The sequence below is a fragment of the Sphingobium soli genome, assembly GCF_020782245.1.
GTDB classification, from domain to species: Bacteria; Pseudomonadota; Alphaproteobacteria; order Sphingomonadales; family Sphingomonadaceae; genus Sphingobium; species Sphingobium soli.
Genome location: NZ_JAJGNP010000013.1, coordinates 45,224 through 61,672, shown reverse-complemented (window position 1 = coordinate 61,672; position 16,449 = coordinate 45,224). Strand labels below are relative to the sequence as shown.

The following is a 16,449-nucleotide window of genomic DNA, read 5'->3' as shown; positions in this document are numbered from 1 at the left end:
GCAAAAAGCCTTAAATGTCCGGCAGTGATTGCGCTGCAAACCCCCAGCCCTTAAGGTGCTTGGCACGTTTCAACAGTTGGTCGGCATCACCAATATCAAATGGGTGCGCGTCCTTGAACCGGTCCAGTTCATCCCATGCGATCGGCACCGCGACAGGCGCGCCGGCGCGCGCGCGGGCGGAAAATGGCAGTACGGCCGTGCTACCCCGCTGGTTGCGCAGCCAGTCGATGAAGATGCGGTTCTTCCGCTTGGCCTTGCTCATAGTCGCTACAAATGTATCGGGGTTGGCCGTGCTGAGCGCCTGGGCAAAGCGGGAGGAAAAATCCTTGTGCGCTGTCCAGTCATGCCCGGGCGTAAGGGGCACAACGACATGGACCCCCTTTCCCCCCGAAAGCATGGCAAAGGACGCAAGCCCAAGATCCTCTAGCGCGCCGCGAATATGCTGTGCGGCGTCGCGAACCCGGCCAAAATCCATCCCTTCATCGGGATCAAGGTCGAAGATCATGCGATCGGGCTGCTCCACGGCATCAGCGCGGCTCCCCCAGGCATGAAATTCAATCGTCCCCATCTGCACGCAGGTCAGCAGGCCTTCAGCATCTTCGACAAAGAGATAATCCTCCGTACCGCCGTCTTTTTCAGCGATGGGGACCTGATGCACCGCCTTGCCGAATGCGCCGCTGTCATGTTTTTGGAAAAAGCATTTGCGTGCCCGGCCCTGGGGGCAGCGGACCAGACTGATGGGGCGATTGGCGGCAAAGGGTAGCATCAGGGGTGCAACGCGTGCGTAATAATCGGCCAATTCTCCCTTGGTCTGTCCGCTGTCCGGGAAAATGACGCGATCAGCGCTGCTGATCTTCACATCGATATGCGCCTTTGGAGTGCGCGCAGGTTTTTCCGGCGTCACGTCCTTGGCCTTTTTGTCCGCCCGCAGCCCGAGGAAGCTGGCATGGCGGACGCGCCCTTCCCCGGTGAATTCGGCAAAGGCAATCTCTGCAACCAGCGTCGGTTTGATCCAGCATGCGCCGCGCGCATCGCCCTTCGGCACGTCGAGTGGCGGCTTATCCACGGCGAGAGGCGCCATGGTTTCAGCCAAATCGCCCATCGCGTCGGCGCCGAAACCCGTGCCGACCTTGCCTTTGTAAATGAGGGTGCGCCCTTCCTTCTGGGCCAGCAGAAGCGAACGGAACGGCCGGCCCTTTGCACTACTCCTGACCCAGCCGACGATGACGAATTCCTGCCGGCGCGTGCACTTGACCTTGACCCAAGCGCGTGTGCGCCCCGATCGGTAGGGGGCATCCGCCCGTTTGGCGATGATGCCTTCCTGGTGGGCATCGCACATGGAACGATAGAGTTTTTCGCCGGCGCCGATGACGTGGTCAGCAACATGGACAGGTGGCGCGGCGTCGCGCAGCAAGGCTTCAAGCCTTTCCTTCCGCTCGATCGTCGACAATGGCCGCAGATCCATGCCATCGAGCGACAGCAGATCGAAGGCGAAGAGGTTGAGCGGGGCATCTTCCCGCTCCGCGCCATGGCCACGCTTGAGCACCGTTTGCAGCGCGGAAAAGCTGGGATTGCCGTCCGGGCCAAAGGCGACGATCTCGCCGTCTATCAGCGCCGGTGGCAAGTCCAGCGCAGCAAGGCTGCCCACAAGCGCAGGGAATTTTTCCGTCCAGTCGAGCCCATTGCGCGTGAAGACACGCACCTTGTCCCCCGCGACAGAGATCATCGCGCGATAGCCGTCAAACTTGATTTCGTGCAGCCAGTCATTGCCGGTCGGCACGTCATCGACCAGCGTAGCAAGTTGCGGGTCGACAAAGGCCGGGGGTTGCGCGCTCTTTCGCCTGTTCTTGCGCCGGACATCGGCGTTATGATCCCGCGCCGATTGCATCGACTTTGCAAAGTCATCGCTCCTCGCGCCGGACAGTGAGTGGCTGGCCTGCTTGTCCGCCGCGATTTGGGCCATGGACCGGCCCGTGAGGACGCTTGTCAGCGCCTGGTCCACCAGCGAGCCGGACGGATCGGCCGCGTCATCATCAATCTTGCGCAGCAGCCAGTTTTCGCGCTTTTCGCCGGGACGCCCCTTCATCCGAACGAGCAGCCATTCCCCTTTCATCCGTTCGCCATGAAGGATGAAATGCAGATGCCCCTCGTCCAGATCTTTCGCACTCTTGCCCGGGACGGCTTCCCAATTTCCCCGGTCCCAAAGCATCACTGTCCCGCCGCCATACTCACCCTTGGGAATGACGCCTTCAAAATCGCCATAATCCAGCGGATGATCCTCGGTCCGCACGGCAAGCCGTTTGTCGGCAGGGTCGAGGCTCGGCCCCTTAGTGACAGCCCAGCTTTTCAGGACACCGTCTATTTCCAGCCGGAAGTCCCAATGAAGCCGCGTGGCGGCATGTTTCTGAACCACGAAGCTGTTTCCGGATTTTTTACCGACAGCGCCTTTGGGCTCGCGCGTGCGCCTGAAATCGCGCTTGGCATTGTAGGTCGCCAGGGGGTCTTTGGCCCGCGTCACCGGCCATCCCTCTCGCGGGCCTTTTTGAACCAATGATCCTCGGCTACACCGAGCAATGTCAGCATCAACACCGCTATGATCGCCGCGCTGATCACAAGTGGCCACTGCCCTGCGCCACAGGCGATACCGATCATTGCGGCAAGCCAGATATGGGCTGCCGTCGTCAGGTTCTTGACCTCTCCCCGGTTGAAAACGATTAGCCCGGCCGCAATGATCCCCGTGAAGGCGGCCGACGCCTCGAATATCCGCAGCGGATCGATATTGCCGTCGTGGCTGAGCTGGTTATGCAGCGCGATCGCACTGATCGTCATCAGCGCGCAGGTGAAGCACAATATGCCATGCGTGCGCAGACCGGCGGCATGGCCGCGCAATTCCCGGTCGAGACCAAGCAACAGGCCCAAAAATGCCGCCGCGCCCAGCCGCAACAGGATCGGCCCGTCGATCATGTGCAGGGGTGTGGCGGCATTCGGCACCATTAGGTCAAGCGCTCTTCTTGCCGGCGCTGGTGGAGCGGCCGCGCGATGTGATGGATTTGCCAGTGCTGCGCGATGTGGTTTTTTTCGTCGCACTTTTCTTTGAAGACGCGCCGCCGTCTCCCACCGACTTTTTAAGCGCGGCCATCAGGTCGATGACATTTCCGCCGCGCGACGGGGCATCCTCCTCGACATCTTCGATGACGCGCTTGCCCTTTGCCTTCTTCTTATTGTCGATCAGCTGATGGAGCGCATCGACATAGCGATCATGAAATTCCTCCGGCTTGAATGGCCCTGTCTTCTTGTCGATGATCGTGGTCGCAAGATCGAGCAGGTCGGTGTCAGCTTCCGTTTCGGGGAGGCCGCGAAAATAGGTTTGCGCCCGCGTCACTTCATCGGCGTAGCGCAGCACTTCGAGCACAAGGCCGCGGCCACAGGGTTTAAGCGAGACCAATTGCTCCCGCCCCCGCACCGACAACTGGCCAAGCCCCACCTTTTTCGTGCGTCGCAGCGCGTCGCGCAGGACTGCATAGGCCTCTTCGGCCAGGTCATCGGCGGGCAGCACGAAATAGGGCTTTTCATAATAAAGCACGTCAATGGCGTCAGCCTCGACGAATTGGACCAGTTCCAGCGTCTTGCGACTTTCAATCTTGACCGCCTCGATCTCATCCTGCTGCAATAGGACATAGTTGCCCTTGGATACCTCATAGCCCTTGAGGATTTCGTCGGGATCGACCGGCCCGACGCCGGTCACGACCTTCTCATATTTGATGGGCTTGCCACTGGGTTCATGAATCTGGCGGAAGGAAACCGCAGCGCCAGACTTGGTGGCGGGATAGATTTCCACCGGTATAGAAACGAGGGCCAGCCGAATCTGGCCCTGCCAATATGCGCGTGCGGCCATGGGGGAACCTCCAACGGCACAGCGCGCTACGCCCTTGAAAAGTTCCAGGGGCAGCGGGCATCTTTGGCGCGTGCCGCATGGGAGCATCCATATCAGTCATGGAACATTCATGCTGTAGGGCTATTGTAATCCCGTCACTCCTTCCCCCCTTTGGAGTGACCCTCCCTGAACCTCGGCTCCGCCGGCCTATGCCGGTGGAGCCATTTTCTTAAGCGCGGCCCGGCAGGATGCAGGCCCGGCATTCGCCAAAGCCAATGGACGCAAAGCCGTCCCGGTGCGCACGCGCCTCCAACATCACTTCGTCGCCATCCTCCAGGAATGTGCGGCTTTCGCCAGATGGCAGGGTGATTGGGCTCTTGCCGCCCTGTGTCATTTCCAGAAGACTGCCGAGCGATTCCCTGTCCGAACCGGAGATCGTTCCTGTGCCAAGCAGGTCGCCCGGCGTCAGGTTGCAGCCATTGGACGCGTGATGAGCGACAATCTGCGCCGCGGTCCAATACATGGCGCTGGCCCGACTGTGGCTGAGGCGGAAGGGTGGCATAGCGGCGTCCCGCATGCGCGCGGTGCGGATGGTGACGCCAAGGTCGAGCGCTAGTCCGCCCCATTCCTGATCCTGCGGGTCCAGTAAATAGGGCAGGGGCGCGGGGTCGCCCTGCGGCCGGGCGGGCTGAGCCTGACGGAAGGGTGCGAGGGCTTCGGGCGTTATCACCCAGGGGGAGATGGTCGAATGGAAATTCTTGGCCAGGAAAGGGCCGAGCGGGACATATTCCCACGCCTGGAAATCGCGCGCCGACCAATCATTAAGCAGGCAGAAACCGCCGATATGGCTGCCCGCATCTTTGATGGGGATAGGGTCGCCCAAGTCATTGCCCTGCCCGATCCAGATGCCCAGTTCCAGTTCATAATCCAGCCGCGCGGTCGGGCCAAAGCGCGGTTCGGCGGCATCGGGCGCCTTCGACTGCCCGTTCGGACGAACCACTGGCAGCCCCGAGGGACGCACGGAAGACGCGCGGCCGTGATAGCCGATCGGCACATATTTATAATTGGGCAGCAGCGGATTGTCGGGTCGGAACAAGGTGCCGACATTGGTGGCATGATGAATGCCGACATAGAAATCGGTATAGTCGCCGATCCGGGCGGGCAGATGGAGGGTACAATGTGCCTGGGCGTTAAGCGCTGCGGCAAGGACAGGCTGCGCATCCCGATCACATAGCAGGCGGGAGAGCGTGCGGCGCAGGGCGACCCGGTCAGTCGCGGGCAGCGCAAGCATGCGGTTGAGGCAATCATCGCCCAGCAGGGGCCGGACGGCATCGGGCAGATGATCGCCGATCGCGGCAAGATCGAGGATATGGTCGCCGATCGCGACGCCGGGGCGGGCCGATCCATTGGCAGGAGAAAATATGCCGAGCGGCAAATTCTGAACCGGAAAATCGGGGTGGCCCATGGCGTTGTCGACCCAGCATGGGAGATCAATCGCGTGGGTTTCGTCGATGGTCGTCATCAATCATCTCCTTGGACGGGCAGGCGCGCTTTGGCGAAGCCAGACCAGCATGCGTCATAATCCCGCTGCGCGAAGTCAGCCTCAGCGGCGAAATGGGTGGGGCGAAAAGGCAGCCGGCCTTCAAACATGAAGGCCATGGTCGCATCGATCTTGTGCGGCGCAAGGGAGGCGGAAATGGCGGTTTCGTAGCTGGACCGGTCGGGACCATGGCTGGCCATTTGATTATGCAGCGACGCGCCGCCCGGCGCAAAACCGCCAGCCTTCGCATCATAGACGCCCGCCACCAGGCCCATGAACTCGCTCATCACATTGCGATGGAACCAGGGCGGTCGGAACGTGTCTTCGGCCACCATCCAGCGCGGCGGGAAAATGACGAAGTCGCAATTGGCGACGCCGGACGTATCGCTGGGACTGGTCAGCACCGTGAAGATGGAGGGGTCGGGATGGTCATAGCTGACCGTGTTGATGGTGTTGAAACGGCGCAGGTCATAGCGGCACGGGGCTAGGTTCCCATGCCAACCCACGACATCGAAAGGCGAATGCGGCAAGGTCGTTGACCAAAGACTGCCCTGAAATTTCTGGATGAGTTCAAAGGACGCGTCGACATCCTCGAACCAGGCCACCGGGGTTTCAAAATCCCTGGCGTTGGCAAGGCCATTGGCACCGATCGGCCCCAGTTCAGGCAAGCGGAACAGCGCGCCATAATTTTCGCAGATATAGCCGCGCGCGGATTCATCCAGGAGCGAAACCTGAAAACGGACGCCACGGGGGATGAGCGCGACCTGCTGCGGCGCGACGTCGAACCGGCCAAGCTCAGTGGTAATCCGCAGTGCGCCTTGTTGCGGCACGATCAGCATTTCGCCGTCGGCATTGAAGAACGCGCGGCCGTCCATCGGGCGGTTGCAGGCATAAAGATGGACGGCGAAACCGACAGCTGCAGCGATATCGCCATTGCCGCAATAGGTGACGATGCCGTCCAGGAAATCCACCGGTTCGGACGGCATGGGCAGCGGGTCCCAGCGCAGGCGATTGGGCGAGGGCGGCATGTCCATGAAGGGGGCGGAGGCGAAGCGATGCGCCCCGGCATAAGGGCGGTAAGCCTCATGCTGCGCCGTGGGCCGCAGGCGATAGAGCCAGCTGCGGCGATTTTCGGCGCGCGGCGCGGTGAAGGCCGTGCCGGAAAGCTGCTCGGCATAAAGGCCAAAGGGCGTCTTTTGCGGCGAATTGCGGCCGATCGGAACAGCGCCAGCCACAGCCTCCGTCACGATATGATTGGCAAAACCAGGTATCATCGCGGCCGATGCGCCATCTTGATCCGGAATTGGCATTGCCCTCTCCTATAGTTTCATTTGCAACCAGTATAGACTTTGCCCGATCGGTGTCAAATGATAGCCTTCGCCATGACCACCTCCTCCCTGCTGCTCGATGCGTTCCTGCCCTATCGCCTGTCGTTCACCACCAATCTGGTGAGCGATGCGGTCGCCAGCGCTTATGAGGAGGCGTTCGGGCTGCGCATTCCCGAATGGCGCGTAGTCGCCGTGGTGGCAGAGCATCCCGACGGCGTGACGCAGCAGGCTATCGGCTGGACGACGCGGATGGACAAGGTAACCGTCAGCCGCGCCGCAGCCGCCCTCATCGACCGCGACATCTTGATCCGGGGGCCGAACCCGGCCGACCAGCGGTCGCATCTCCTGACGCTGAGCACGGCCGGCATAGCGCTGTACCAAGCGATCGTGCCGCAGGCGCTGGCGCTGGAGGAACAAATTTTCGGGTCCTTTACAGAGGCAGAACGGACACAGCTGGACGCGATGCTGCGCCGGATCGATGCAATCGTGCTGGACGGACACATGACAGCGTCCAAGGCATAGCGCGGGCGGTCACAGCCATCAATGACCTACATATGTTGGACGATGCACCCACATTGTGGCAGGGCAAACTTGTACACATCACGCCTAGATCAAATATGCGATGTTTGAAGAAGGCATAGTCGGGGGAATGGACATGCGCGCACCGATCGGGACCCTGGCGGCGAGCAGCCTGATCGCCCTGTCCGGCGTAGCGATAGCCCAGGGTGGTCCGCCACAGGTGCAGCCGGTGCAGATCGATCCCGCCCGGCCAGACTGGGAAAATCCGGCAGTTTTCGCCATCGGAAAGTTGCCCGCGCGCGCCACCGCCTTTCCCTTCGAAAGCCGCGACGCCGCGCTGGCCAGCGACCGTTCCCAATCGCGCCGCTTCCTGTCACTGAACGGGCCATGGAAGTTCGCCTTTTCGCCTAATGCCGACAAGCTGCCGAACGGGTTCGAGCGCCCCGATTTCGATGTGTCGGGCTGGAAGACGATACCCGTTCCGGCCGACTGGCAGGCGGAAGGCTATGACCAGCCCCGCTACAATAATATCACCTATCCCTTCCCCGCCAACCGGCCGCTGATCCCCCATGCGACAAATCCGGTGGGGTCCTATCGCCGCGATATCGACATACCGGCGGACTGGGCCGGGCAGGATATGGTGCTGCACATCGGCGCGGCTGGTTCCGCTTATTATGTCTGGGTCAATGGCCAGAAGGTCGGATATGCGCAGGATAGCAAGCTGCCGTCGGAATTCGACGTGACCCGCTTCACGCGCCCCGGCCGCAACAGCATCGCCGTCCAGGTCTATCGCTGGTCGGACGGCTCCTATCTGGAGGATCAGGATTTCTGGCGCGTGTCGGGGATCGAGCGCGATGTGTTCTTGATGGCGGCGCCCAAGACGCGCGTGCGCGACTTTTTCGCTCATGCCGGTTTCGATGCGGAGGCCGGTGCGGGCCAGTTGGCGGTCGACGTCACTGTAACCTCGGGCGCGGCGACGAGCGCCCGCTATGTGCTGATGGATGGCACGCGCATCGTGCTTGAAGGACGGCAAGCCGTTGCCGCCGGAAATGCGGAACGCACCGTGACCCTGACCGGCAGGATCGACAGGGTGAAACCGTGGACGGCGGAAACCCCCAACCTGTACCGGCTGCTGGTCGAACTTTATGACTCAGGCGGACGGATCATCCAGTCGAGCGACGCCAGAATCGGTTTCCGCACGGTCGCGATGCGCAACGGCGTCGTCACGGTGAATGGCAAGCCGATCACCCTTCGCGGCGTCAACCGCCATGAGCATGATCCCGAAAGCTTCCATGTCATTTCGCTGGCCTCAATGGAGCGCGATATCCGGTTGATGAAGCGCAACAATGTCAACGCGATCCGCACATCCCATTATCCCAATGATCCGCGTCTCTACGACCTGGCCGATCGCTATGGCCTCTATGTGATGGACGAGGCGAATATCGAGAGCCATGCCTATATGGATTATGGCAATCGGCATGGCGATCAGCGCGCCGAATATCAGATTGGGTTCGACCCGGCGTGGAAGGACGCGCATGTGAGCCGCGTCACCAACATGGTGGAGCGGGACAAAAATCATCCATCGATCCTCTTCTGGTCGCTGGGCAATGAGGCAGGAATCGGCCCCAATTTCGCGGCTGCGGCGGCCGCCGCCAAGGCGCGCGACCCCGATCGGCTGGTCAGCTATCTGGGCTGGGGCACATGGGACGGGATTGGCGACCATCGGCCCAATTTCTACGCCGACATCTACGCACCCATGTATGATCCGGTCGCCAAGCTGGTCGATTACGCAACCAACTGGAATTTCAGGCAGCCGCTGATTCAGTGCGAATATGCCCATATGCAGGGGAATAGCGGCGGCAATCTGAAGGACTATTGGGACACCATCTATGCCCATCCCGACCGGCTACAGGGCGGCTTCATCTGGGACTGGGTCGATCAATCCATGTATCGATACACCAGGGATGGCACGCGTTACTGGGGCGATGGCGGCGAATATGGGCCGAACCCGGGAGGCGACATAGAATTTGGCGACGGGTTGCTGCAGTCGGACCGAACCCCCAATCCGGCACTTTATGAATTGCGGAAGGTCTATGCGCCGGTCCAGTTCGATGGGTTCGACCCGGCGAGCGGCCGCGTCACCGTTCGCAACCGCCACGATTTCATCGATTTGTCCGGGTTCAGTTTTGATTGGGCGATGATGGAAGATGGCGTGGAAATTGCCCGGGGCGCGCTGACAATGGCGGACGTGCCTGCTCGCGGTGCTGCGGCAGTGACGGTGCCCATCAGCGCTATTCCTCGCAGGTCCGGATCGGAATATTTCGTGACGGTCAACGCCCGGGCCAAGGCGGGCGCCATCCCGTCGGTGGCCGCCGAAACGCTGATGGGCTGGGAGCAATTTGCGCTGCAATCGGACGCCCCTGCCCTACCCGCCGTCGCCACTGGTCCCGTGACGGTCAGCGAAAAGGGCGATGCCGTCAGTCTTAGTGCCAATGATGCAACGTTGGCGATCGACCGGACGAGCGGGCTTGTCAGGTCCTACAGCAAGGACGGACGTATGCTGGCGCGCGGCGGTGCGCCGCATTTCTGGCGCGCGGTCACCGACAATGACATCGGCATTGGCACGGCCAGACAGTTGGCGGTCTGGAAGACGATGAGCGAACAGCGTAAAGTGGCCGCCATCCGAATTCTTCCAGCGGAGAATGGCGGACGTTCAGTGGAGGTGCGCTATATATTGGGTGAAGGCGCGGCCGACTTTACCAGCATCTACCATATGGCAGGCGATGGATCGGTGTCAGTCACTGGCGATTTTCAGCCGGTCAGGGACGACCTGCCACCCCCGTTCCGCATCGGCCTCGCCTTCAGCCTGCCGCGCGCCATAGACACCGTTCAATGGTATGGCCGCGGCCCGCACGAAAGCTATGTCGATCGCAAGACGTCCGCACCCATCGGCTTGTGGCGCGGCGCGATCGCGGATCAGAATCACGACTATATCCGGCCGCAGGAAACCGGCAACAAGGTGGATGTTCGCTGGATGGAGGTGTCGGGCGATGGCGCGGGGCTTCACGTGCAGGGCGCGCAGCCGATGATGATGAACGCGCTGGCCTTTCCCTACAGCGACCTTGACCGGCATGCGCCGGGAACCTGGAAATCGTCGGACATTCGTCCGCGTGACGAAGGCACGCTGCTGATCGACGCCGCCCAATGGGGCGTGGGTGGCGACACGGCCTGGAGCGAATTTGGCAAGCCGATGGCCGCCTATCGCACCGCCAGCACGCCTATGCGCTTTTCCTTTCGCCTGACCCCTTTCACCGGATCGGGGACCCACCCTGATCAGGCGATACCAGCGCGCGCCACACAGGAGGAATGACGAAGGGCTCCGGCTGGAGAGGACCCGTCAGCCCTCGCCTTCGGCGAAAAATGGGACACCTCAAAGTGCCTCATGCGTTGAGCGCAGGATATTGTTTGAAAGGACCAACATGCCCCATCACAAGGAACGCCCCGCTCGCAAGGCGACGTCCCGTCTGGCCATATACCTGTTCTTCGCCTTCTTATTGGCTGCGCTTCTGGCATTTGCATGGGTAAACATGCACGGTTGAAGCCGGCAGCATGGTGGTCGAGCCCGGCCATTCCATATGTCATCGGGAAGTATCGTTATGAGGGCCGCCTGCCGCCTTGTTGCGGGATTCCCCTATAGCCGCGGCCAGCGAGTCGACGTCAGACGGCGGAATGCGCCGGGCGATCATCGCCATCGTTTCCGGTGACTGGCGCGCGTCAACGACAGCTTTTTCCTGTTGCCAGCCTTTCAGCCGCGCGGCGACATAGGACGATCTTTGCCCCGCCAATATAGGGCCTGCCTTTCCGGGCGCATGGCAGTTGACGCAGGCCGGGACCGGAATGCCGGCCTGATCCTTGAGCATCGGCAAGTCCGACAAGAGAATGGTCGGCTTCAGTCCCGGAAGGGCGGAAAAATGGTTCGCGAGCCGCTGCATTTCCGCATCGCTCAAGCTGCTGACCGCTGTTTGCATGACCGCGCTGGACCGCTCACCCGACGCATAGCGGCGCAGGCTGGCCAGCAGATAGGCTGGATCCTGCCCCCCTAAAATCGGGATATCGGGCTGTCCCCGCCCCTTCCCATCCGCGCCGTGGCAACCGGTACAGCCAGCGAGCGTACCAGGGGCGACCCCCGAAAGCGGCCTTTCCCCGGCCGCTTGCGTAAGGGCGCGATATTGACGGGGCGTCATACCGGGAAGCCGACGGACAAAGGCTGCCATATGTTTTACTTCGTCCGGACGGTCGGACACAGGCCAGGCGGGCATGCCCGTGAATTTGACGCCATGGCGGATGATCCAGAATAGCTCGCGATCCCGCCATTCTCCTGCGGTTTGTGCAAGATCCGGGGCAGGCGGCGTCGCGCCTTGCATCACAGGCGACGCGCGAACGCCGGGGGCGCCGTGACAGACCTGGCAGGCCTGACGGAAATGACCTGCCGCGCTGACCAGTCCGGTATCGGCCAACGGATCATCCGGCGCCTGGAACGCGGAATAGGTGCGCACCGAATTGCGCATCACCCAGTGCAGAAACCAGTCGGTGATGCGCCAGTGGCCAGAGGACGCTGAAATCTGCACCGCGCCCGACCATGCAAAGAGCATGGCGAGGGTGCCCACGCCGATAAGCGTTACAATGGCGCGCAGCCAGGTGATGCGGATGGTCATGCAATACTCCGCTGACGAAGGAGGCTGGCCAGCAACGCGAGTCCCCCCAGGAAATAGCTGGCGGCGCCCAGCAACAACATGATGACACCGCCCAGTTGCTGATCGACCAGCGCATCTACGCCGGCCAATCCATGATGTGCCATCGGATAAAGGGCCCGGGGCGCAAGGCCGATCAAGACCCCCAGCAAGGTCATATGCATGGATGTGAGCAGGAGCGCGCCTATCCCTGCGGCGCGGCGCGGCGCGTAGCATACCGACGACCAGAGCAGCAGGCCGGCGGCGAGAAAACAGAATTGTTCGATCACCAGGACTGGAAAGGATCTGGCCGCCGCGCGCAGCACTGGAAGATGCCAAAGCCACACGACCATCAGTTCAACGAGCATCATCGCCATTGGCGTCACGATATGGGGCCAGCGACGGGCAGGATCGGCCGCAGTTCCGGCGAGACCGAATGCAAGCAGCGGCGCGGCGATGGCAACGGCGATCATATGCCCTGCCATATGCCCGATCATGCCCAGTGGCAGCCAGGCCAGCAGCCAACCCGCGGGCAGCAACGCCAGGCCGGCAAGCAGGGAAGCCCGCTTCACAGGCAGTTCCGGAGAAACACGACAGGCAGCGCTGTGAAGAGGACGCCGACGAAACTGAGGCCAGCCAGCAGCAATGTCGATTTGGCCAGAAAGCGCAGCCGGTCGATATCCGTGGAATCCTGGTGCGGGGCGCTATCACCCGGGCGGCGCGTCTGCTTCCAGGCGACCCAGCCGGAAAGGGAGATGAGCCCCAGAGCGACAAGCGTTCCGACCACGAACAGGGTCGGAAAGGTTGCGAAGGTCCCCGCCTTTGCGCAGGAGATCGCGGTCCATAGATACGCCATCAGGAAATGCCCGGCCCAGATGGCGGGCGGAACGATCAGCGTCCAGAGCGTGACCCGGAGGCGCTCATGCCATTTGCCCCGCTCCGTCATGCGACCTCCGGAAACAGGCCGATGGTCGCGTAGGTGACGATCGCCGTCAGCGCGTAGAAATGCATATAGACGCTGACGTTGCGCAGATCCGCATCATGGTGCGGATCCATCTTTCCGGCCAGACTACGCGCGAGCGCATAGCTTTGCATGATGGCCGCCACACCGGCATGGGCGCTGGTCCAGATCGCGAGCGTCCACACGATCGCAGGGTAGCTGTGCACCTGGGGATCAAGGCCGCTCATCCATGGCCCGGCCAATCCCGCGCCTGCCCCCGCTATGCTGAGCACAATGCCGCACGCCAGCAGAACGCGCGCCCGTGCTACGCCACCGCGGGCATGGATGTTACGCGCCGCGATCGTCGCAAGCCAGCCGACCAACCCGGCAATCAGCGCGATCATCGGCCACATCATGCCCGGCCCGTTCGCCATATCCGCAGGAGGGAAATCGGCATGGCGCGTCCAGAAGAAGAAATAGCCGAAGACCAGGCCGGAAAAAGCCGTGGCGTCGGCCATCATCGTGATGAACATCGCCCACCAGCCAGGCGCGGCGGGGCCGGAGAGATAGAGCGGCAACTCTATGCCATGACCCACCGGCTTGCATGGCTTTTCGGGAATTTCGGCGGTGCCCGTCCACAGCCACCAGAGCGTGCACGCCAAGGTCGCCACACCGCAAACGAGCGCAGCCCAATAGAGGTGATAGGTGGTGAAGATGAACACCCCGCCCAGCGCGATGGCGGTCAGCATCGGTTTGACGCTGGGCGTTCCCAGCCGGATGACGGCCAACGGCCGCGCGTCGAGGGCAGTGGTCACGATGGTTTCCCTGCGCCCCTCCTCCGCATCGGGCAGGAAAAATCGTCCTTCGTCCACTTTCCTGACAAAATCCGGCTGGTCCCATATGGGGTAGCGGCTTTCGATCAGGGGCACAGAGCGGATGCCCCAATCCTCATCATCGGGATGCGCCAGCCATTCAAGCGTGCCCGCATTCCAGGGATTGCGCTGCGCCTTGGATCGACGGGGCGACAGGCAAAGGTCAACGCAGATGACCGCAACGCCCGCCGCGAACAGATAAGCGCCCGCTGTCGAAAGCAAATTGAGGCCGCCAAGGCCTAGTTCCGCTGGATAGGTGAAAACGCGGCGCGGCATGCCCATCAGGCCCGACAAATGCATCGGAAAGAAGGTCAGGTTTGCGCCTGCAAACAGCATCCAGAAGGCGACGCGTCCTAGCCGGTCAGACAGTTTCTTGCCAGTGATCAACGGCCAATAATAATAAAGGCCGGCAAAGAGCGGCATCAGCGTCCCGCCGATGAGGACATAATGGAGATGCGCGACGATGAAATAGCTGTCGTGCGCCTGCCAGTCGAAGGGCGCGACCGCCACCATGACGCCGGTAAGGCCGCCGATCACGAAGATCGCAAGGCTGCCGGTGGCATAGAGCAGCGGCGTCGACCAAGTGACGCGCCCGGCCCATAGCGTTGCGATGAACACGAAAATCTGGACGCCGGTGGGAATGGCCACGGCTTCCGACGCAGCCGAGAAGAAGGCCAGGCTGATCTTGGGCAACCCGGTCGTGAACATGTGGTGCACCCACAGGCCGAATGACAGGAACGCCGTGCCCACCGCCGCCAGCACGATCCACGGATAGCCCAGCAGATGTCGGTTAGCGAACGTCGGCACCAGCATGGCGAACAGGGCGATCGACGGCAGGAAGATGATGTAGACTTCGGGATGGCCGAAGATCCAGAAAAGATGCTGCCAGAGCAGCGGATCGCCGCCCCGGTTCGCGTCGAAAAAGGACCAGTCGAGCAGCCGCTCCATTTCGAACAATATATCGCCCGCGATCAGCGGCGGGAAGGCAAAGAGGATCATCACCGCGACGACCAGGATATACCAAGCATAAAGCGGCATCAGATTGAGCCGCATGCCGGGCGGCCGGCATTTGAGCACGCCGACGATCAGTTCGACGGCGGCGGCGACCGACGACACTTCGATGAAAGACAGGCCCAGCATCCATATGTCCGCGCCAAGCCCTGAAAGGTCGGTCCGGGTGGTGAGCGGCGGGTACATGAACCATCCGCCATCGGGCGCGGCATTGAAGAAAATCGAGCCGCTGACGAAAACGCCGCCGATCAGGAAGGACCAGTAACCAAATGCGGACAGCCGGGGAAAGGGCAGATCGCGCGCGCCAAGCAATTGCGGCAGCAGGATGATCGACACGGCCTCGAACATCGGCACGGCAAAGAGGAACATCATCATCGAGCCGTGCAGGGTGAACAGCTGATTGAAGCTGTTCGCGCTGACCAGTTCATTGTCGGGGACGGCCAGCTGCGTGCGCATGATGAGCGCCAGCACGCCGGCAAACAGCATGAAGCCGAATGCAGTCAGCACATACCAGACGCCGACCCGATTATTGTTGGTGTCCGTCCAGCGCAGGAACAGCCCCTGGGGCGGCTTCCATACGGCCCGCAGCCGTTCTTCCTGTGCAGCGCGCAGCGCGGGATCGTCCTGATCATGCAGGCTCATTTCAGCCCCTTGAGATACTGCGCGATCGCCTGGGCATCGGCGGCGCTGATTTGCGGGAAGGCGGGCATCCGGGCGCCGGGCTTGGCATCTTGCGGCGCGCGGATGAAAGAGGCGATATTGGCGGAGGTCGGCGGCATGATGCCAGCCCCCATTGTCCGCCTTTCCCCAAAGCGGCTGAGATCCGGGCCAATCCTTGCGTCATGGGACGTACCGCGTATCGCATGGCAACCGCCGCAGCCATGCGCATCGAACAACGTCTCCCCGCGCGACGCGATCGCGCCGGCGCTTGCAGCCCTGCTCCGGCGCAGCCAGGCGTCGAAATCCGTGGCATCCATGGCGATCACGTCAAAGGCCATCAGCGCATGGCTGAGGCCGCAAAATTCCGCGCATACGCCGCGATAGCGGCCCGACTTTTCCGCCTGCACCACGAGCCGGTTGGTGCGTCCGGGGATCATGTCCATCTTGCCGGCCAGCCCGGGAATCCAAAAGCTGTGGATGACATCGCGTGCGGTGAGTTCAAAGACGACGGTTCGTCCGACGGGGATGCGCACTTCATTGGCCGACAGCAATGGCGACAGGTCGCCAGCAGGGTCGTAGGCGACCCGCCACCAGAATTGCTCGCCATCCACCCGCACGACCAAATCACCAGGGGCGGTAGCGCGAGGCCGCATCGCAGGCAGCGCATAGATCAGCAAGGCTGTCAGGATAAGCGTCGGGCCAATGGCGCCCATCCACAGGACCATGCGCATGCCGCGGTCATGGCTCAGCTTGCCTTCCGGCGCGCGCACGGCGCGCACGTAGAGGACGGTCATGATCGTGACGATAACAGCCGCCCCTATGGTCAACAGGAGCGCCATCTGCCGCACGGCGCGCGCTTCTGCGCCAAAAACATGCAGGGTCGATTGCTCTGCATTGCAGGCCGTCAGGCCTGCCAGCACCAGCAGCCAGAACCATGGATTGCGCATAGCGCGACTTTACCCCTTTCATGCCGCA

The 16,449-nt window shown here is 62.0% G+C and carries 12 protein-coding genes; 2 read left to right on the top strand and 10 right to left on the bottom strand.

The features are described from left to right. Window positions 1-10 precede the first annotated feature (10 nt). The 5 genes from ligD to hmgA form a co-directional block, all read right to left on the bottom strand. Entirely contained in the window at window positions 11-2,518 is a 2,508-nt protein-coding gene (ligD, locus tag LL253_RS14585; protein WP_228227648.1) for a DNA ligase D, read from the bottom strand. Next, window positions 2,515-2,994 carry an MgtC/SapB family protein gene (locus tag LL253_RS14580; protein WP_228227647.1) on the bottom strand — a complete coding sequence of 160 codons (480 nt, stop codon included), beginning with the start codon at window positions 2,992-2,994 and terminating at the stop codon, window positions 2,515-2,517. Before LL253_RS14580 ends, ligD begins: the two co-directional genes overlap by 4 nt. Window positions 2,995-2,998: 4 nt before the next feature. Continuing rightward, window positions 2,999-3,895: a non-homologous end joining protein Ku gene (gene ku / locus LL253_RS14575; RefSeq protein WP_228227646.1), complete on the bottom strand. Its 897-nt coding sequence runs from the start codon at window positions 3,893-3,895 to the stop codon at window positions 2,999-3,001. A gap of 208 nt (window positions 3,896-4,103) precedes the next feature. Next, window positions 4,104-5,396 carry a fumarylacetoacetase gene (gene fahA / locus LL253_RS14570; protein ID WP_228227645.1) on the bottom strand — a complete coding sequence of 431 codons (1,293 nt, stop codon included), beginning with the start codon at window positions 5,394-5,396 and terminating at the stop codon, window positions 4,104-4,106. Further along, window positions 5,396-6,724, bottom strand: a complete 1,329-nt coding sequence (hmgA, locus tag LL253_RS14565) for a homogentisate 1,2-dioxygenase (RefSeq protein WP_228227644.1) — start codon at window positions 6,722-6,724, stop codon at window positions 5,396-5,398. The genes fahA and hmgA overlap by 1 nt, the downstream gene beginning before the upstream one ends. Before the next feature lie 72 nt (window positions 6,725-6,796). Here hmgA and LL253_RS14560 point away from each other — a divergent pair, with 72 nt between their 5' ends. Next, a complete protein-coding gene (locus LL253_RS14560; RefSeq protein ID WP_037544016.1) occupies window positions 6,797-7,264 on the top strand; it encodes a MarR family winged helix-turn-helix transcriptional regulator in 468 nt (155 codons plus the stop codon). A 133-nt stretch (window positions 7,265-7,397) separates the two neighbouring features. Further along, window positions 7,398-10,631, top strand: a complete 3,234-nt coding sequence (locus LL253_RS14555) for a glycoside hydrolase family 2 TIM barrel-domain containing protein (protein WP_407696110.1) — start codon at window positions 7,398-7,400, stop codon at window positions 10,629-10,631. A 268-nt stretch (window positions 10,632-10,899) separates the two neighbouring features. On the opposite strand, the gene LL253_RS14550 is transcribed toward LL253_RS14555, so the two are convergent. Genes LL253_RS14550 through coxB form a run of 5 tightly spaced genes read right to left on the bottom strand, consistent with a single transcriptional unit; the run spans window position 10,900 to window position 16,421 of the window. Further along, on the bottom strand, window positions 10,900-11,976 hold the full coding sequence (locus tag LL253_RS14550) for a c-type cytochrome (protein ID WP_228227642.1): 1,077 nt from the start codon (window positions 11,974-11,976) through the stop codon (window positions 10,900-10,902). Then, window positions 11,973-12,563: a cytochrome c oxidase assembly protein gene (locus tag LL253_RS14545; RefSeq protein ID WP_228227641.1), complete on the bottom strand. Its 591-nt coding sequence runs from the start codon at window positions 12,561-12,563 to the stop codon at window positions 11,973-11,975. The genes LL253_RS14550 and LL253_RS14545 overlap by 4 nt, the downstream gene beginning before the upstream one ends. Then, window positions 12,560-12,937 carry a hypothetical protein gene (locus tag LL253_RS14540; RefSeq protein WP_228227640.1) on the bottom strand — a complete coding sequence of 126 codons (378 nt, stop codon included), beginning with the start codon at window positions 12,935-12,937 and terminating at the stop codon, window positions 12,560-12,562. The genes LL253_RS14545 and LL253_RS14540 overlap by 4 nt, the downstream gene beginning before the upstream one ends. Continuing rightward, a complete protein-coding gene (gene ctaD, locus LL253_RS14535; protein ID WP_228227639.1) occupies window positions 12,934-15,456 on the bottom strand; it encodes a cytochrome c oxidase subunit I in 2,523 nt (840 codons plus the stop codon). Before ctaD ends, LL253_RS14540 begins: the two co-directional genes overlap by 4 nt. Beyond that, window positions 15,453-16,421, bottom strand: coding sequence for a cytochrome c oxidase subunit II (coxB, locus tag LL253_RS14530; protein WP_228227638.1), 969 nt, complete (start codon window positions 16,419-16,421; stop codon window positions 15,453-15,455). Before coxB ends, ctaD begins: the two co-directional genes overlap by 4 nt. Window positions 16,422-16,449: the final 28 nt, after the last annotated feature.